This is a genomic window from Microbulbifer pacificus (assembly GCF_033723955.1).
In the GTDB taxonomy this organism is placed as follows: domain Bacteria; phylum Pseudomonadota; class Gammaproteobacteria; order Pseudomonadales; family Cellvibrionaceae; genus Microbulbifer; species Microbulbifer pacificus.
The window spans coordinates 2,510,796-2,529,808 of record NZ_CP137555.1 but is presented as its reverse complement, the minus strand read 5'-3'; the positions used below and the strand labels follow the sequence as shown (position 1 = coordinate 2,529,808).

The 19,013-nt window shown below is 61.6% G+C and carries 14 protein-coding genes; 10 read left to right on the top strand and 4 right to left on the bottom strand.

Going from position 1 to position 19,013, the window contains the following annotated elements; genetic code table 11:
* Positions 1 to 137 precede the first annotated feature (137 nt).
* From R5R33_RS10955 to R5R33_RS10945, 3 genes are all read left to right on the top strand, one after another.
* Complete coding sequence (locus tag R5R33_RS10955; protein WP_318952739.1) at positions 138 to 1,199, top strand: efflux RND transporter periplasmic adaptor subunit; 1,062 nt, start codon at positions 138 to 140, stop codon at positions 1,197 to 1,199.
* Positions 1,196 to 4,315 carry an efflux RND transporter permease subunit gene (locus tag R5R33_RS10950; RefSeq protein WP_318952738.1) on the top strand — a complete coding sequence of 1,040 codons (3,120 nt, stop codon included), beginning with the start codon at positions 1,196 to 1,198 and terminating at the stop codon, positions 4,313 to 4,315. Before R5R33_RS10955 ends, R5R33_RS10950 begins: the two co-directional genes overlap by 4 nt.
* A 141-nt stretch (positions 4,316 to 4,456) precedes the next feature.
* Positions 4,457 to 4,627, top strand: a complete 171-nt coding sequence (locus R5R33_RS10945) for a hypothetical protein (RefSeq protein ID WP_318952737.1) — start codon at positions 4,457 to 4,459, stop codon at positions 4,625 to 4,627.
* Between the two features lie 3 nt (positions 4,628 to 4,630).
* Here the strand turns inward: R5R33_RS10945 and serB are convergent, their stop codons facing one another.
* Positions 4,631 to 5,656, bottom strand: a complete 1,026-nt coding sequence (serB, locus tag R5R33_RS10940; RefSeq protein ID WP_318952736.1) for a phosphoserine phosphatase SerB — start codon at positions 5,654 to 5,656, stop codon at positions 4,631 to 4,633.
* A 163-nt stretch (positions 5,657 to 5,819) separates the two neighbouring features.
* On the opposite strand from serB, the gene R5R33_RS10935 reads away from it, so the two are divergent.
* From R5R33_RS10935 to R5R33_RS10915, 5 genes are all read left to right on the top strand, one after another.
* Entirely contained in the window at positions 5,820 to 6,914 is a 1,095-nt protein-coding gene (locus tag R5R33_RS10935) for a hypothetical protein (RefSeq protein ID WP_318952735.1), read from the top strand.
* A 185-nt stretch (positions 6,915 to 7,099) separates the two neighbouring features.
* Positions 7,100 to 7,366, top strand: coding sequence for a hypothetical protein (locus tag R5R33_RS10930; protein ID WP_318952734.1), 267 nt, complete (start codon positions 7,100 to 7,102; stop codon positions 7,364 to 7,366).
* Between the two features lie 86 nt (positions 7,367 to 7,452).
* A complete protein-coding gene (locus R5R33_RS10925) occupies positions 7,453 to 7,842 on the top strand; it encodes a hypothetical protein (RefSeq protein WP_318952733.1) in 390 nt (129 codons plus the stop codon).
* A 125-nt stretch (positions 7,843 to 7,967) separates the two neighbouring features.
* The gene (locus tag R5R33_RS10920; protein WP_318952732.1) at positions 7,968 to 8,753 is read left to right on the top strand and encodes a 3-hydroxybutyrate dehydrogenase; all 786 of its coding nucleotides are present in this window, start codon (positions 7,968 to 7,970) and stop codon (positions 8,751 to 8,753) included.
* A 41-nt stretch (positions 8,754 to 8,794) separates the two neighbouring features.
* Complete coding sequence (locus tag R5R33_RS10915; RefSeq protein WP_318952731.1) at positions 8,795 to 9,415, top strand: response regulator transcription factor; 621 nt, start codon at positions 8,795 to 8,797, stop codon at positions 9,413 to 9,415.
* A 387-nt stretch (positions 9,416 to 9,802) separates the two neighbouring features.
* Here the strand turns inward: R5R33_RS10915 and R5R33_RS10910 are convergent, their stop codons facing one another.
* The 3 genes from R5R33_RS10910 to R5R33_RS10900 all read right to left on the bottom strand — a co-directional run bounded on the left by R5R33_RS10910 (position 9,803) and on the right by R5R33_RS10900 (position 15,426).
* Positions 9,803 to 10,735 carry an alpha/beta hydrolase gene (locus R5R33_RS10910; protein WP_318952730.1) on the bottom strand — a complete coding sequence of 311 codons (933 nt, stop codon included), beginning with the start codon at positions 10,733 to 10,735 and terminating at the stop codon, positions 9,803 to 9,805.
* A complete protein-coding gene (locus tag R5R33_RS10905; protein WP_318952729.1) occupies positions 10,722 to 11,921 on the bottom strand; it encodes an MFS transporter in 1,200 nt (399 codons plus the stop codon). Before R5R33_RS10905 ends, R5R33_RS10910 begins: the two co-directional genes overlap by 14 nt.
* Before the next feature lie 64 nt (positions 11,922 to 11,985).
* Positions 11,986 to 15,426, bottom strand: a complete 3,441-nt coding sequence (locus tag R5R33_RS10900) for a PAS-domain containing protein (protein WP_318952728.1) — start codon at positions 15,424 to 15,426, stop codon at positions 11,986 to 11,988.
* 167 nt (positions 15,427 to 15,593) lie between these two features.
* Between R5R33_RS10900 and R5R33_RS10895 the strand changes: the two genes are divergently transcribed.
* Complete coding sequence (locus R5R33_RS10895) at positions 15,594 to 17,765, top strand: TonB-dependent receptor (protein WP_318952727.1); 2,172 nt, start codon at positions 15,594 to 15,596, stop codon at positions 17,763 to 17,765.
* 681 nt (positions 17,766 to 18,446) lie between these two features.
* Positions 18,447 to 18,920 (top strand): META domain-containing protein, encoded by a 474-nt coding sequence (locus tag R5R33_RS10890; protein ID WP_318952726.1) that lies wholly within the window; start codon positions 18,447 to 18,449, stop codon positions 18,918 to 18,920.
* The last annotated feature ends 93 nt before the right edge of the window (positions 18,921 to 19,013 follow it).

Sequence of the window (19,013 nt, the reverse complement as noted above, 5' to 3'; positions counted from 1 at the left end):
CCGGCCCTGTGCATATAAAATCGCCACGTAAAAAAGCCGGGATATAAACCATCGTTTCGCAATAAATACACTGATCAGACACCGGTCCAGTAATGACCCCGGTCTCTGTGCCTTGCAAATCAGGTACCCCCCGACACATGAAAACGACCGGCGTACTCAGCCCTGTTCTCGCACTGTTCTTCACTTCCGTTATCGCCACTTCCGCCCTGGCTCAGGGAGGGGGCGAAAGCAAACCGGTACCCGTGCGCACGGCTGCGGTGGAACAGGAACAGATCTCCAATCCTATCGAAGCGCTGGGTACCGCCAATGCGTGGGAGTTTGTCTCGCTGCGCGCGGCGGTTACCGAACATATCAGTCGCATTGCGTTCGAGAGCGGGCAGCAGGTCAAGGCCGGGGATGTACTGGTGGAACTGAGCCACGCCGAAGAGCTGGCGGAACTGGCCGGCGCCCGCGCCACCCTGCAACGCCATCAGCGCGATGCACAGCGCCTGCGCGGGCTGGCGGGCAAAAACCTCGTCACCCGCGAACAACTGGAAACCGCGGACACCCAGGTGGCGGAAACCCGCGCACTGATCGACGGCCTGCAAGCGCGCATCGATGACCGCATTATCCGCGCGCCGTTTTCGGGCCAGCTGGGACTGCGCAATATCAGTCTCGGCAGCCTGGTAACCCCCACCACGGAAATCACCACGCTGCAGGATATTGCCCGTCTGAAACTGGACTTCACCGTGCCCGAGCGGCAACTTTCCGCGATCGATGGAGGTATGGCCATCGAGGCCGTCAGCCAGGCCCACCCCGGACAGGTATTCAACGGTGAGGTGATGATTGTGGAGGCCAGGGTGGATCCGCAGACCCGCGCCTTCACCGCGCGCGCGCGCATCGACAACCCCGATGGACGGCTGAAACCGGGCATGCTGCTGCGGGTGCGGATTATCAGCGATCCCCGCGACGCCCTCACCATTCCCGAGGCGGCGCTGGTGCCACTGGCCGGCGACCAGTCTGTATTTGTGGTGGAGCAAACCCAGGGCGGCCACGTGGTACGCCAGCGCGAGGTACAGCTGGGCCACCGCTATCCGGGCAAGGTGGAGGTACTCGCCGGCCTGTCCCGGGGAGAGCAGGTGGTCACCCGCGGCACCCTGCACATCCGCGATGGCCAGGCGGTAGAGGTACAGACTGAAAGCGAGGCTGGCGCGCAATGATCATCAGTGATACGGCGGTCAAACGCCCGGTATTTGCCCTTGTCCTGTCGCTGCTGCTGGTGGTATTCGGCCTGATCAGCTTCGAGCGGCTGCCGCTGCGGGAATACCCGGACATCGACCCACCCATTGTCTCCATCACCACCAACTATCCGGGTGCCTCCGCCGATATCGTGGAGACCCGTATTACCCGCCTGATCGAGGACCGTATCGCCGGTATCGAGGGCATCAAGACGGTGAGCTCATCGAGCACCGACGGGCGCTCCACCATCTCCATCGAATTCAACATCAACCGCGATGTGGACGGCGCGGCCAACGATGTGCGCGACCGGGTGGCCGGTGTGCTGAACAATCTGCCGGTGGAGGCGGATCCGCCCGAGATCGAGAAGGTCGACAGCAATGACGACGTGGTGCTGTGGCTCAACCTCACGTCCGATCGCATGACCATTCCCGAGCTTTCCGACTACGCCAACCGCTACCTGGTGGATCGCTTCTCGGTACTGGACGGCGTCGCCCGGGTGCGGGTGGGCGGTGCCAAAGACTTCGCCATGCGAATCTGGCTGGACCGCGGCGCAATGACCGCGCACAACATCACCAGTGCAGATATCGAGCGCGCGCTGCGCGCAGAAAACCGCGAGCTGCCGGCGGGTTATATGGAGTCCAGCGATCGCCAGTTCACCCTGCGCCTGCAGCGCCAGTTCCAGAGCGCCGAGGACTTCGCGCGTCTCGCCGTCGCTACCGGCGACAGCGGCCATGTGGTGCGGCTCGGCGACGTGGCGCGGGTGGAACTGGGATCGGTGGAGGAGCGCTCCACCTTCCGCGGCAACGGCGAGCCCATGGTGGGCATCGGTATTACCCGCCAGTCCACCGGCAATATCATCGCCGTCGCGGACGCCGCCAAGGCGGAGATGGAAAAGGTCAACAAAACCCTGCCCGAGGGCATGCGCTTAAGCCAGAGCTACGATTCATCGGTGTTTGTGTCCGAAGCCATCAGCGAGGTGTATTCCACCCTGATCACCGCGGTGATCCTGGTGGTGCTGGTGATCTACCTGTTTCTTGGCAACTGGCGCGCCACTCTGGTACCGGCAGTGACGGTGCCGGTATCCCTGATTGCCACCTCCATCCTGCTGTACGCCTTCGGTTTCAGTATCAACCTGCTGACCCTGCTGGCACTGGTGCTGGCCATCGGCCTGGTGGTGGACGACGCGATCGTGGTGCTGGAAAACGTGTTCCGGCGTATGGACGAATACGGCGAGCCGCCGCTGCTTGCCGCCTATCGCGGCACCCGCGAGGTGGGTTTCGCGGTGGTGGCGACCACTCTGGTACTCGTCGCCGTATTCGTGCCCATCACCTTCCTCGAAGGTGACATAGGCCGGCTGTTTTCCGAATTCGCCCTGACCATGTCCGCGGCGGTGATTTTTTCCTCCATCACCGCGCTCACCCTGTCGCCCATGATCGCGGCCAAATTTATCCGCCCCAGTGATCAGCAGAGCCCGGTCACCCGCTTTATGGACGACAAGCTGACCCGCATCCAGCACAGCTACCGCCGCGGGCTGGACGGCATCCTGCGCCACCACTGGATTGCCGGCTGTGTATTTGTGGCGGTGATGGCATTTGCCGCGCTGTCGTTCCGCCTGATTCCCAGCGAGTACGCGCCGCGGGAAGACCGCGGCGCCTTCTTCCTGCTGGTGAATGGCCCCGAGGGCGCCAGTTACCAGTACATGCAGGAGTACATGGACATCATCGAGGCGCGCATGATGCCGCTGGTGGAAAAAGGTTATGTACGCAGACTGCTGGTGCGCTCGCCGCGCTCCTTCGGCACCTCCGCCACCTTCAATACCGGCATGGTGATCTTCACCCTGGCGCCGTGGGGTGAACGCCCCTCGGGATTCGAGCTGATGAACCAGGTGCGCGCGGCGGTGAGCGACCTGAGCGGGGTGCGCGCGATACCCGTAATGCGCCAGGGCTTCGGTGGCGGCCTCGGCACGCCGGTGCAGTTTGTGCTCGGCGGCAGCAGCTATCCACAGCTGACGGATTGGCGCGACCAGCTGAACCGCGCGCTGGAAAACACCAACCCGGGCCTGTTGGGGGTCGACTGGGATTACAAGGAAACCCAGCCGCAGCTGCGTATCAATGTGGATTACGAACGCGCTGCGGATCTCGGGGTACAGATCAGTGACGTGGGCACCACACTGCAGACCATGTTCGGCTCGCTGCGCGCCACTACCTTTATCAACAGTGGCGAGGAGTACGACGTGATCCTCGAGGGGGAACGCGAATTGCAGCGCACCCCGGACAGCCTGGACAACATCTACGTGCGCTCCAGCACCAGCGGTGCGCTGATTCCGCTGCAGAGCCTGGTGGAGGTCAGCGAGTACGCCGACTCACCGCAACTGCAGCGCTACAACCGGGTGCGCGCCATTACCCTGAATGCCAACCTGGCGGACGGGCTGGTACTGGGCGAAGCGCTGAATTACCTCAACACGCTGGTGGCGGAAAACATCGACGGCACCCCGGTGATTGACTACAAGGGCCAGTCGAAAAGTTTCGAGGATTCCGGTAGCACCATTCTGTTTGCGATCCTGCTGGGCGCACTGGTGGTATTCCTGGTACTCGCCGCCCAGTTCGAGAGCTTCGTGCACCCGCTGGTGATCATGTTTACCGTGCCACTGGCCATGGCCGGCGCGCTGGCAGGCCTGCTGCTCACAAATCAGACCCTGAACATCTACAGCCAGGTGGGGTTGATCATGCTGGTGGGACTCGCGGCCAAGAACGGCATTCTGATCGTGGAATTTGCCAATCAGCTGCGGGATCGCGGTATGGAGTTCGGCCAGGCACTGCGCCAGGCCTCGGAAACCCGCCTGCGCCCGATCCTGATGACCGGTATTACGACCGCCGCGGGCTCACTGCCGTTGCTGCTGTCCTCCGGCGCCGGCTCGGAAACCCGCGCGGTGATCGGTACCGTGGTGTTGTTCGGGGTACTGGCGGCGACCCTGTTTACGGTCTACATCGTTCCGGTGGCCTACGATGTGCTGGCGCGCCGCACCGGTTCGCCGGGGCAGGTTGCACGTGAGGTCGCGGAGCTGGAATCGGAGCACCCAATCACACAACAAGATTGAGTGGCGGCATTTTTTGCGCCGGACTATCACCTCCGGCGCATTTCTCTTAATCTCTTGCGCCCGACCGCAACTATTTTTCGCCAGCGGTCGTCTAACTGGCATCAACCCGGAAGACACAGCAACTCGCATACAGGGAATCCCATGCGCAAGCTCACCGCAACGGCACTGGTAATACTCATGGCACTGGCCGCGGTCGCCTGTGACCGGGATGTGTGTTACCGCGATGGTGAGCGGGAACGCAAGCCTTCCATTCCCTTTGCCAGCATCAGCAGCGACTTCGCCCCGGTACTGGCGCTCGCCCAGCCGTTCTGAACATTACTCTGCAGACTCACCCAGTAACGCACTGATCTGACGGTCGTTCAGACCAAACAGATACAGCGCCGCATCCAGCCCGAACCCATCGATGGCCTGTGGCGCCTCGGCGCGCACTTTCGGCTTGGCGTGGAAGGCAATTCCCAGCGCCCCCAGCGACAGCATCGGCAGATCGTTGGCGCCATCGCCGACCGCAATCACCTGCTCCAGGGGCAGCTCCAGCTCTGACGCAATTTGCTGCAACAGCAACGCCTTGCGCGCGCCGTCCACAATCGGGTCTATCACACCACCGGTGAGCGCGCCGCCGTTGAATTCCAGCTGGTTGGCGTGCACAAAATCCACTGCCAGGTGGTTGTCACGCAGATAGTGGGCAAAGTAGGTGAAGCCGCCGGAGAGGATGGCGGTTTTACAGCCGAGCGCGCGCAGCGCCAGCAACAGGCGCTGGGCTCCGGGCATCAGCGGGATGCGCGGGGCAATTTCCGCAAGGCTCGCTTCGGTGAAGCCTTTCAGCAGGCTCATGCGTTTGCGGAAGCTCTGCTGGAAATCCAGCTCGCCGCGCATCGCGGACAGGGTGATCTCCGCCACCTGGTCGCCGACGCCGGCGATCTTGGCCAGCTCGTCGATGACTTCCGCCTGGATCAGGGTGGAGTCCATATCAAAACAGGCGAGCCTGGGCGCGCGCTGGGTGTGGCCCGCCTGCAACGCCAGCTCCAGTCCCAGTTCCTGACCGAGCTCGAGCAACGCCAGGCGCGCGTCGTCGAACGCGATATCCCCATCCAGCTGCAGGCGCACAACGCTGCACCCCGGGCGGGCGGCGAGGATATCCACCGCCACTACCTGCCAATGACATTCGCGCAGAAACTCCGCGAGTTTCTGCAGCTGCGCGCCCTCAATCTCCATCGCCAGCAGGGTAAGACACCAGGGCGCGGTGACCGCCGCCGGGGTATCGCCCACAGCCTGCAGTGCGAAGCTTTGCTGGCACAGCGCGGCCAGGGAGGAGAAGAAAGGGGAGTGAGCGTTTGCTTCCATGTCTGACTCTTGGACTGATTATTGCTGGATTCTGCCTGGGATGGCCGCCGCGATTGGGAAATCACCGCGGCCGGAAATAGCTGCGCATTATAGCCCGGCGCGTTTTTTCGCTGAAGAATCGCGCTAAAATCAGCGCCATGTACTGATCGCGATTGATAACAAGATGAAAAAACTCCTCGCCAGTCTCACTGCACTGTCCACCGGCCTGCCCCAGTGGCTCGCCGGCCTGAATCGCAACCAGCAGCGCCAGCTGCTGGCCGCCACCATCTGGCTGACCCTCGCCGGCTTCTGTCTCGCCACTCTAGGCCACGCCTGGGGCCAGCAGAAGGCCGCCGCCACCCTGCGCGACCGCGCCAGCGCCACTGCTGCAGCCAAGCTGCTGGCGAGCCAGAGCCTGGAACAGATCGTCGCCGGCGATCGTATCAGCCTGCAGTTGCTGGCCCAGCAGGCACTGGCCCTGCCGTCGATACGCGGTGTCACCATCCAGGACGTGGACTCCAGCCCGCTGGCACAAGCGGGCGAGCGCGACCGTGGCGAGATGATCACCGAACCGGTGGTACTGCACGACAGCCTCGCCGGCAGTGTGGCACTGAATATCCAGCCCGGTGCCTCCGCCGGCTATCCCTGGGCCAGCCTGTTGCTGTGCCTGATCTTCGCCCTGCCGTTCAGCGCCGCCTGTGCGCTGGCGGTCACCCAGTTGCAATCGGCGCAGCCGCACAAGCGCAAACCGCTGCTGGTCCCCAGGGCCCAACCCAAACCGCCACCGGAAGTAACCGCCGGTCTGTACCTGCGCCCGCTGAACTGGGCGCAGCTGGGCAACCAGCTGTCGCGCAACGCGCTGGACAGCCTGCAGGTGGAACTGGAACAGCGCCTGCAACTGCTGACCCGTATCTACGATGCGCGCCCGCTGCCCAGCGCCGGTCCCGCCGTGGGGCTCGGTTTTGCCGGCGACGACGCCGCCTTCCGCGCGGTCTGCGCCGGCCTGCTACTGCGCGGCCTGCAGCAATCCAGCCGCGCCACCGGCCTGCAGTTGGCGCTGGCGGTACTGCCCACCAAACCGGAGCAATTCGACCTGAACGGCGAGCAGCTGCTGAGCCAGTCCCGGGGACTGACGCTGCACCCGCAACTGCAGGGCGACGAATCCCTGGAAAATCGCATCCAGTGCCACACCACCAGCTGGGGAGCGGAGGTTACCGGGCTGAATCCCAAGCTGCAGCAACTGCTGGATAACCAGCTGCAGCAGCTGGTTTCAGCCTAACCCGCCGGCCTTTAATTACTTTTTGGTTGTTGCTATTCACCGAAAATCTTCGTGATCTCCGATTCGCGACCCTTAAATACCTTCCACTTGGGTTTCGGTTTATTGCCTGCCAGTTTTGGCCGGTGATCGGATCGAAAGTTTAAGAAAGTTGAAAGGTACACCCGCCACTCGGCGTGGAGGTTTTCATGAAGCGTTCATTCGCAGGATTAGCAGGTGCTCTGGGGGCTGCGACCTTGCTGACGCTGTCCGGCTGCACCAGCATGGAGAACATGACCGGCACCACAACGGCCATCAATCCGGACAAGCGGCCGGGTTATTACAGTGTCCAGGGCCGCTACTACCACTGCCACGACAACGGCCACTGCCATAACGTGCGGCATGCCAACTACTACATGCGCGGCGGTGACTACCGCATGGATATGCGCCCATCGCGTATCAACCAACCACGCTGAATCGCATTTCACTATCGAATCCGTCCCGGTGTAACCGTGCATCTGGCTGCGCTACGCACCGGCTGTCTGTCCGCGGAGGTATCCTCATGAACAGAATCGTCAAGAAAGGCCTGCTGGCCGCAACCGTGCTCGGCGCCCTCACTCTGGGTGCCTGTGTATCCGATGGCTACTACAGTTCCGGTAGCGTGGGTTATTCCAGCTACCCCTATTCAACCCCCTACGTCTACCCGTCCGGCAATGTCTCCTTTTACTACTCATCGCCGCGCTACTATCGCTACGGTGCCTATCCCCGTTACTACCGCGGTGGCTACTACCGCTATCACGGCCGCCACTACTACAACCGTCCTTACAACCGCCCCTACCATGGCGGCCACTATTACAATCGCCCGAGCCACGGTGGTCACTATTACAACCGCCCCGGTCGCCCGGGTGGTGCCTACCATCGTCCCGCCGGCCGTCCGGTACACCGCCGCTGAGGTACGCAGCTAGCCTCAAATGCCCAAGGTATGACGGCACACGTCATACCTTGGTCATACAGACCCAGGACTCCCGCCGCTGCTAGGATTTCTCCAAAGAATGAATAAGCATGCGGGAGTTTGCCGTGCAGCCCAATCAGCCACACACCGTACTCATCACCGGTTCCACCAGCGGCATTGGCCTCGCCATTGCCCACTGTTTCGCCCGCGCGGGGCACCATGTGATGCTCCACGGACTCACCGATGCCGATACCAGTCAGGCACTGCTCGCAGAATTTTCCGGTTACAGCGGTCGCACCGGCTTCAGCGATGCCGATATTTCCAGTGAAGCCGGCTGTGCCCAGCTGGTGTCCGAAACCCGCGAGGCCATCGGCAACCCGTCCGTGCTGATCAACAACGCCGGTATCCAGTTCACTGCGCCGGCCCACGATTTTCCCGCAGAAAAGTGGCACCAGATCCTGGCGATCAACCTGAGCGCCGGCTTCTTTCTCGCCCGTGACGTACTGCCCGCCATGCGCTCGGCGAACTGGGGGCGAATCATCAACATCGCCTCGGTCCATGGCCTGGTCGCATCCGAAAACAAGGCGGCCTACTGCGCGGCCAAGCACGGCCTGGTGGGGCTCACCAAGGTACTGGCACTGGAAAATGCGGACTGCAATGTGACCGCCAATGCGATCTGCCCGGGTTGGGTGGAAACACCGCTGATCCAGCCACAGATCGAGGCGATTGCCCGCGAGCAGCAGTTGGATATGGACACGGCACGTGCGCAACTAGTGGGCGCGAAACAGCCAGTGGCGAAAGCCACCAGCCCTGAAGCCATCGGTGAGTTGGCGCTGTATCTGTGTGGCAATTTCGCCAGCACCATTACCGGTGCGTCCCTGCCGGTGGACGGTGGATGGACCGCGCAGTAGTATCTTTTGCACCCGGTTCTTTCATTCTTCAGGGTGCTGCCGTGAATTACCAATTACTGATCGCCGATGATCATCCGCTCTACCGCGATGCATTGGCGACCACACTTTCCAATCATTTCCCGAATTCGGATCTGCTGCAGAGCGAGGATCTGGATTCGACGCTTCAGCGTCTTTCCCAGTCTGAAATCGATTTATTGCTGCTGGATTTGAATATGCCTGGCAGTGAGGGCTTCAGCGGGCTGGCACGCATCCGCAATGATTTCCCGGCGGTGCCGGTGGTTGTGGTATCCGGCAGCGACAAGCACACGGTGGTACAGCAGGCCGCAGGCCTCGGTGCCAGCGGCTTCCTTTCCAAAACGGCGCGACCGGATGAGATTCTGCAGTGTATCGAGTGTGTACTTGCGGGAGACCAGTGGTTCAGCGAAGAGGCCTTGCAGGCGGAAACCGAATCTGCCCTGGCAGAGAAACTGAATTATCTCACCACGCAGCAGCTGAAAATATTCCAGATGATTGCGCAGGGGATGCTGAACAAGCAGATTGCTTTTGACCTGGACATCACCGAGCCCACGGTAAAAAGCCACGTCACGGCGATTTTGCGCAAGCTAGAATTGCGGGATCGGAAGCAGTTGATTCGTGAGGCTCAGGCGCTGATTCAGCTTTAAGCACTTCGTAGCTTTTTCTGGGAACTCTGAACTCAGCTCTGTGGCGGTGGATCGCCGGGTACGGGTTTTCAGGACCGAGCTAGGCGCCCCCCTTCAACCCATCCCTGGGCGCTGCGGCGCAAACATCCTGTTTGCGACGCTCCTGAAAACCCGCACCCGGCGCTCCTCCTTCGCTTTGAGATTCCACGCTTCGTAAGCAGTGCTCAACTCACTTACGAAGGAAATTACTTTGAATTGAAGGGCAGGTGGCGGGGATCCGCTTTTGAAAGCGTCGGCAACAGGGATGTTGCCGACGCAGCGTACAGGGACGTATTCACAGCGGTTTCAAAAGCGGATACCCGGTGCCTGACCGCAAAAAAAACCAGATCAAAGCACCTACCCATTGAGCTAGACGCCCCGTAAATACTCAGCAATATGGCGATATAACTGCCCACAGGCATCCGGCACTAAATTCTCGAGATTCAAAAACGCGTGAATCATGTCGTTAAAGTGCAAATGCTCGGCATTGGCGCCACCGTCACGCACCTTGCGCACATACTCCACGCCCTCATCCCGCAGCGCACAAAATTCCGCAGTAACCACCAGCGTCGCCGGCATTTTGCGCGTGAATTCCCCATGCAGCGGTGATACCAGCAATGGATTCTCCGCATTCTGAAAATAATTCTGGAAATACCAGTGAATTTTCTCTTTCTCCAGCAGGTAACCACGACCATTTTCCTCAATGGAAGGGGTCTGCATGGTGTAATCCAGGCTGGGGTAAATCAGCACCTGGGCATCGATATTGTGTGGCTGGTGTTGCAGCAAACGGCTCGCCGACGCGCACAGGGCGCCGCCGCCGGAATCGCCCATCAAAATCCAGCGGCCATTGTGGGGAATGCCCTTGCGATCAAGTGCGCCACCCAGATGGCGCACCACGCTGAGCAGATCATTCAGGGCCGCTGGATAGGGATTTTCCGGGGCGACCCGGTATTCCACCGAAATCACCCGGCGCTTGCACGCCTCGGCGATCCGACGGCAAATCGGGTCGTAGACGCTAACGCTCCCCGCCATATGACCACCGCCGTGACAGTAAATGATCGCGGCACCGTCGACCGGATCTCGAGGCTGATAAATCCGTGCCGGCACCGAGTATTCGCCGCCGGTGACCAGCGTATCCGACACCGCCATTTCCGGGCCCGGCTCGACAAATGTGCGGGTCAGGTTGGCCAAGCTTTCGCGCGCATTTACCGGCGTGGCTTCGAAGCCGGCGGCTTTCAAATTTGCTATCTGGGCATTGACCGCCACCAGCCATTCTTCAAGCTTTGGATCAAGCTGTCGCATTGTCGGCCTCCAGGTTCTGCACGTCGGCTTTTTTGCCGCTCTCCGGTAACAGGAAAGAAAAAACAAACAGTGACGCGGAACAGGCTACCGCGAAGTAGGCCGCCGTTGCCGGCTCTCCGGTAATGTCCGCAAGTACCCCGGCACCGTACATCAGCACCGTTTCCACCCCGTAGGAAATGGACCAGAACATGGCGAAGGTGACGGTGATTTTTGCCGGTGTCATGCCCGGCAATTCCTGCGGCAGGGTTACCAGCGCGGTCATCGGCAGGAACATGCAGAAGCCGGCCAGGGCAGCGGCACCGTAGGCAATAATGGGGTCGCGACTGGTGACCATGAGCGTGGCAAACACCACCAGTGCGAGGCCGGCGTAGCGCAGTACCGGCAGACGCAGCGGATAGCGTTTGGTGACGATGATGCCGGCCACGGTACCCACCATGCCCGCAGCAATCATGACCGCGGAAAGGTGGTGGCTAGCTACCGCAAAGCCGTCGATCAGCGGAAAGAGTGCGAACACCGCGATATAGCAAAACAGCACACCGCAGTACGCCAGCGGAAGCCACCAGTTGAAACTCTCCCGGGCGCCCTGCTTGAACCCGTAATTCTCCACAGGCTGGCCGCCGCTGCCGGACAACGGGAAGTTCTCCGCGCTGAGCCACCACAGCACCCCCAGCGCCAGCACCATCACGCCGTAGAGCACCACCAGCGACTGCCAACTGCCAAACCAGCTGAGCAGGGTAGTGGTGGTTAGCAGCGCCAACAGGTTACCGGTATTGAAGGCCGCGGCGTTGATGCCGTTGATCAATGGGCGTTCACCGGCGGAGAAATAGTGCAGTACCACCGGCGCGAAATACACAATGGCCAGGGCGCCGCCGAGACCGAGGGCCAGGCGCGACAGCAGCCATTCGCCGTAGCTGCCCGCCAGCGCGCCGAGGCCGCCGGCGGCGATCAGAACGATCGCAATGGCAAATGCGCGCTTGGCACCGAGACGCATCAACAGCGCGGCGGCGGCGAGGTTGCCGATGATCTTGGCAATGGTGATGACATTGCTGCCCCAGGTGGCATTGGCGAAGCCTTCCTCGCCAAAGGATGACTGGATGGCGGGGGTTAGGATCGCCCCGGACACCCAGCTCGCCGCGAACAGCGCATAGGCGCTGAACATCAGTATTTCCAACAGGTATTTTTTCATCGCTCGGATACCTTATTTTTTTAAAACCACTCTCCGCCAGACTGCGTCCAGCACAACGGCTTGCCTATACGACCTTGGTCGCAGTGGCCCCGTGGCGGGAATTCTTGCGTTGCTGCAACAGCGCGCGCAGCGCCGCCGGGCGCAGGGGTTTCTGCAGGAACTGCCAGCCGGCGTTGTGCGCGCGATTTTTTACCGTATTGGTGTTTTCAGCGGAGATGATTACGCAGGGGATGCCCCCGCCCCAGCGTGAAAGCAGTTCCGCCGCCAGGTCGATACCGTTGTCGCCATCGTCCAGGTGAAAATCCATCAACAGCAGATCCGGCTCCGCCGCCGCCAGCGCCTCGGCGCGGTTGCGCGCGCAGTGCACGGTGCAGCCCCAGCCGCCAAGCAGTGCCGCCATCGCCTCGAGGATCGAGGGCTCGTTATCCACACACAGCACCTGCAGGTCCAGGCGGGCACCGCGGCCGTGGGCGGCGACGAGATTCGGGCGCGGCTCCACCCTGGCGCTGGCTCGCGCCAGTCGCACCCGGAACACACTGCCGCGCGCGGGAATCGAGGAGAGGCTGATGGGGCTGTTGAGCAAGCGGCACAGGCGCTCCACGGTGGCGAGACCGAGACCATAACCGTGCTGGCGGGCAGTACCGCTGTCGCTGTCCTGGGGGGTGAGACGGCAGAACTCGCGGAAAATGGCCTGCTGCTGTTCGCGCGCGATACCCTCCCCGGTGTCCCACACCTCGAGGGAAATGTCCGCGCCGCGTTTGCGCGCCGCCACCAGCACACCGCCGCGGGCGGTGTACTTCACCGCGTTATCCAGCAGGTTCTGCACCACTCTACGCAGCATTTTTTCATCGCTGTGAACCCACAGGTGGCTGCGGCGGTAGCGCAGGCGGATACCGCGGTTGCCGGCGGCCACCCGCGCCTGGGCCACGGCGTCGTCGAGGATGCTGTCGAGCGACACCGCAGTAAAGCTCGGGCGGATGTCCCCCGCATCCATGCGCGCGATCTGCAACATGTCGGTGATCAGCTGTTCGGCGGAGGCGAGCGCGCGATCGGCACGGGTCAGCAGCTGGCGGCTACTGTCTTCCAGCGGATGGCCGGCGAGGGCGTCGATAAACAGGCGGCTGGCGTTCAGCGGCTGCACCAGGTCGTGACTGGCGGCGGCGAGGAAGCGGGTCTTGCCGGCACTGGCGGCCTGTAGCTCGCGGTTCAGCCCCTGCAGCTCATCGTTGACCGTCTCCAGCTCGGCGGTGCGGTGGGCCACCTTCTGCTCGAGAGAATTGCGAATCTCGGTGAGTTCCGCCAGCGCGCGCTGATAGTCGGACACATCGGTATAGGTGGTCACGAACCCGCCGCCGGGCAGCGGGTTGCCGCGGATTTCCAGCACGGTGCCGTCGGTACGGTTGCGCTGTACGCGGTAGGCGGTGCCGTTGCGCAGGTGTTCCACCCGCTTCTGCACATGCTCCTCCACTTCACCGGGACCGCACTCGCCGCGGCTCGCGTTGTAGTGCACCAGCTCCGCCACCGGACGGCCCACGTAGATCATTTCCGCCGGGTAGTGGAACAGCTCGAGATAGCGGCGGTTCCACGCCACTAGGTTGAGGTTGGCATCCACCACCGAGATACCCTGGTCGATATTGTCGATGCTGCTCTGCAGCAGGCCGCGGCCGAACTGGTAGATGTCCGATGCCTGATCCAGTTGCTGCGCGGTGATTTCCGGCTCGCTCAACTGGCGTACCAGGCGCTGCGCGCTGGTACTGCCAACGATGCCGGCGAGAATTTTTTCCACCGTCTCGCGATAGCCCTGGGCGGTGTCGTGGGCGTCCGCTGCCACCGGCTTGCCCTCGGCATCCAGTGATGTCAGCGCGCGGCCCGCGGCATCCTCTCCCACAAAGCGCGCCAGCAGCTGGCGCAGCCGCGTTTTATCCACAGGTGCCGATGCCGCCGCGGTACCGCCGGGCAACCAGCGCCCCTGCAGCAGTGACACCCCCACCAGCGCGAGTGCGTTGAGCCCGAGGCCAAACACGCAGCTGGAGGTCAGTGCATTCCAGTCTAAGCCCAGTGTTGTGGCGATAAGATCCGCCTGGCCGAGCGCTGCGGGCAGCGCCGACAGCCCCCACACCAACGCGCCGATCAATAGCCCCGTGATCACACCGGCGGCGCGCAGTCGCGGCCAGCGCGCGGGCCAGGTCACCGCGGCGACCATCGCCGGCGCCAGCTGTCCCACCAGTGCCAGCGACAACAAACCAAACGTACCGAGGCTGACACCGGAGCCGATCAGCTCGCTCACCCCGAATGCCGCCAGCATCAGCAACCCGATGATCACCCGCCGCACCCGGCGCAGGTCGCTGCCGAGCGCCACACCCGCCGGGCGCTGTTGTAGCCGCGTGAGCAACCAGGGCACCACCATGGTGTTGGCGATCATGGTGGACAGGGCGATGGTGGCGATGATCACCATACTGGAACCGGCGGAGAGGCCGCCGATAAACGCCAGCAGTGCGAGCCAGGGCGTGCCGCTCTCCAGCGGTATTCCCAGTACAAAGCGTTCGGCATTGGTGTAGCTGTCGGGCAGCCACAGCAGGCCGCCATAGCCCACCGCCAACACCGCCGCGGAGACCAGTGCGAGATACAGGGGGATCAGCTTGCGCACCGGGCCAATATCCCGCTCGTCGTCACTCTCGATCATCAGGATGTGGAACTGTCGCGGCAGACAGAAGATGGCTGCCATTCCCAGTACCACCACCGCCAGGTAACCGGTATCCGCCGGGCGGGCATCGACGATGGCCGCCACCCGCTCACTGGCGAGCGCACTGCGCGCCAAGTTCGCAGTACCTGCAAAGGCGGAATCGACAACAAACCAGGCCACCGCCACCAGTGCGCCGATCTTCACCAGTGCCTCGAAAGCCACCGCCAGCAGCATGCCGTTGCGGTGCACGCTGCTGTCGATATGGCGGGTGCCGAAAAGCAGCGCGAAGAGCCCGAGGGTAGCACCTACTACCGCGGTCACCACCGAGGCGCTGTTTTCGGTGTGCCCGACGCTGTCCGAGCCCACTCCGCTATCGGCGAGCAGCAGGAAGCTGTCCGCCACCGCCCGCAGCTGCAGGGACAGATAGGGCACGATGGCCACGACCGCCAGCAGCGCCACCGCCGCCGCCAGCCACTGAGAGCCGCCGTACTGGGCGCTGATAAAGTCCGCGATGGAAGTGGAGCCCTGCTGCTTGGACAGGCGCACAAAGCGCATCAGCAGGGGCGCACCAAAGATCAGCATCAGGCTCGCGCCGACAAAGGTGGGGGGCAGCAGCCAGCCCTCGCTCACCGCCTGTGCGGGCACGCCAAAGAACATCCAGGCACTGGTATAGGTACCGGCAAGCGCCAGCAGCAGGGGTTTGATGGGCCGGATTTGGGCAATAGGCAGCCGGTCGCCCCAGAAGGCGATGGCGAACAGCAGCAGCAGATAGCTCAGGCCCACGGCGGCCAGCAGGGTAAGGCTGAACAATTGGCGCCTCATTCGTTATTCTGTTTATGATTCAAGCCTAACCGATAGGCGGGCGGCTGTCCTGTCCGTGGGTACACCCGCTCGTCATACCTTGGTCTAGCAGGCAAGGACAAAGACAGCAGCTACAGTGCAAGTCCGAAACTTACATAAAAACCATAATCTGGTGATCGGAGAGAGTCATGCGCAAATTAAACAAGTTCAATCCCCTTGCTGTGGGCGTCATGATCGCCTGTGGTGCCAGCTTCTCCTACGCGGATACCCAGCTGGAAGAAGTCACCGTCACCGCGCAGAAGCGTGAGCAGTCCCTGCAGGAAGTGCCGGTGGCGGTAACCGCCTTCGGCGAAGACGCCCTGATCGAGAACGGCGTTGCCGACCTGAGCGATATCCAGAAGCTCACCCCCAATACCACCCTGCAGGTGAGCCGCGGTACCAACTCCACCCTGACCGCCTACATTCGCGGCATCGGCCAGCAGGATCCGCTGTGGGGCTTTGAACCGGGTGTCGGCATCTACGTGGACGATATTTACGTTGCCCGCCCGCAGGGTGCGGTGATGGATGTATTCGATGTTGAGCGCATCGAAGTACTGCGCGGTCCGCAGGGCGCCCTGTACGGCAAAAACACCATCGGTGGCGCGGTCAAATACGTGACCAAGAAGCTGAGCGGCGACACAGAATTCTCCGTGCGCGGTGGCATCGGCTCCTATAACCAGCGCGACCTGATCCTGAGCGGACAGACCGGGCTTTCCGAAAAGGCCGCTGTAGGCTTCGCCGTCGCCAGTTATCAGCGTGACGGCTACGGTGAAAATATCCATACCGGAGCCGACAACTACAACAAAGATATTCTGAGCGGTCGCGTATCGCTGGAATTCACTCCGAACGACGATCTGTGGGTACGGGTTGCCGCAGACACCACCAAAGACGACTCCAACGCACGCTTTGGCTACCTGATGTCCAATGCGCCCACCGGAGACGAAACACCGCTCGGCAATGTTTACGACCACGAATCCAATATGCCGTCGGACAACTCTGTTGAGACTGGCGGCATCTCCCTTGTTGCCGAATGGAAGGCGTCCGACAGTATCACCGTGAAGTCCATGACCTCCCGCCGCACCGGCGACACGGTAACCAATATCGACTTCGACTCCATCAATCGCCCGGACTTCGACGTTCCCGCCTACTACGAGGACGAGCAGTTCACCCAGGAATTCCAGCTCAACTGGTCCGGTGACAAGGCGAACCTGGTAACTGGTATCTACTACTACGACGGTACCGCAGAGGGTGGTTTTGATGCTGTGCTGGGTATGTATGGTATTACCCAGAACGTCAGTGGTGCGGTGGATACCCAAAGCCTGGCCGTTTATGCGAACTACGAGTACGCCCTGACCGATGCCCTGAACATGACTCTCGGTGGCCGCTACACCCGCGATGAAAAGTCTGGGGACGTGTACAAGGCGAACTTCCTCGGCCTGTACTCTCCGATGTTTGCCGATCACTACGACGGCACACCTGCCTCGGCCACTCCCTACGCGGTTCTGACCGATTACAGCAACAGCGACGAGTGGGGTCAGTTCTCTCCCAAGGCCGGCCTGAATTACCAGATCGACGAAGACACCATGGTCTACGGCAGCTTCAGTTCTGGCTTCAAGAGCGGCGGCTTCGACATGCGCGGTGACGCTTCCGTTAACCCGGAGACCGTGGATGGTTATGACCCAGAAACCGCTGATACCTTCGAAATCGGTATCAAGACCCAGCTGCTGGAAGATCGTGTGCGCCTGAATGCCACCGCGTTCCACACCAACTACGAAGATATGCAGGTCACCGTCCAGAGCTTCTCTGCGGCGACCCAGAGCTTCTCCAGTGCGGTGTTGAATGCGGGTGAATCTGAAATTCAGGGTTTCGAACTGGAGATGATGGCAGCCATCACCGACCGTCTGACCTCCAACCTGGTACTGGGCTACACCGATGCCGAGTACATCGAGGTAATCAACGCTGGCGAGAACATTGCCGACCTCTGGGACAATTTTCAGTACAGCCCGCAGAAAACCGCTCTGGGTCAGCTGAGCTACGCGATGGATATGGCCGGCGGCGAACTGGTGCTGAACGGCTCCGTTTCCTACCGCGACGGCATCCAGATCTACGCTGCGCCAAGCGTGCTGGATGAAGGCTCCGTCACCCTACTGGATGCCGGTGCTACCTTCTTCAGCGGCGACGGCAATTGGCAGGTTTCACTGCAGGGCAAAAACCTCGGCGACGAAACCTACCGCAACGCTGGCTACAACGCTTTTGGCTGGGTCACCGGCTACTACGGCGCACCGCGCACTGTTGCTCTCACAGGTAGCTACAACTTCTAAGTCATGTCTTTGACGTCATCTTGAAACTGCATTGCACTTTCATTGATTGGGGCCCACCGGGCCCCTTTTTTATTTTGCGTTCCCTCCGGCTCACTCAACCCCTGTCGCAACAAATCGCTTTCCGGCGCAGGCTTAAACAAATTGGCGCCTAATTTCACACTTTGGCGGCAGCCTCTTCTAACCTGAAAAGAGAGGGCGGCAGTGACGCCGCTTCTCGGACCAGCCATCGAGGTATCAGCGTGCAGAAATTGAGAAGTATTCTGCTGGCTGTGGCGATCGCGACAGGAGTTGTTGCCGGTTGTACATCAACCGAGCCCAGGGAAAGTCACGCAGACCGCGCTTTCAGCAGCGCGGTCCCCCCCCATATGGATCCGGCGTACCTCTCCGTGAGGTCATCCGATCGAAGGCCCCGCGGCGGCAGCCGCGAGGCGCCCCGTTCATTGAATGTCAACGGCACCCGTTTCCGCTGCTTCGAGCAGGAACTGGACTCGAAAATGGTGGTGCGCTGCGTGCGCCAACCCGATTAATCCCGCCGCCCCACACCCGGCGCAGAACAATTCCGATTTATGCGACCGCCTCCACGTCCGCTTGGCGCGGTAAACCTCTCGCCCTGCGCTGGACTGGCTAAGCTTGATTTAACTGCCAGCAGGGAGCGGCCAACGCCAAGGAAAGGGGAAGGGCATGAACAAAGTGGTTCCGGTGTGGTTTATTGGCCTCGCCATCGTAATCGCGGGCTGTATGAATATGGGGGACAAGGAATCAGGCCCCAGCCAGACGCCCGGCACGGTGAGCAGTGTATGCGGCGACAAGTGGGAGCTGCGCCTGCTGCGCATCAACGGCCAGGCCATCCCCATCGACCAGCCGCGGGAGTTTACCTTTCTGTGCAGCCCCGGCGGCGAGGCCATGGGCAAGAGCGGCCTGAATACCTATCGCGGCTCCCTGCAGGTCACCACCAATGGCGGACTGCTGTGGGACACTGCCAGCTTTGCCTCCACCAAAATGGCGGGTCCGCCACAAGTGATGGAGCAGGAAAACCAGTACCTGCGGGCGCTGTCCGGCACCCGCCAGGCGTTTGTGAAAAGCGGCGGCGGCCGCCTGATCCTGCGCGACGTGTCCGGCGATATCTATATCGAATACATCAAGGCGGGGCTTTAGCAGCCCCGCCCACATTACAACACTGACATTACCCGCCAAAATTGAGAGCGGTTGGGTCACAGACGCCGGCAGTCAATTGATGTTAAATGGCAC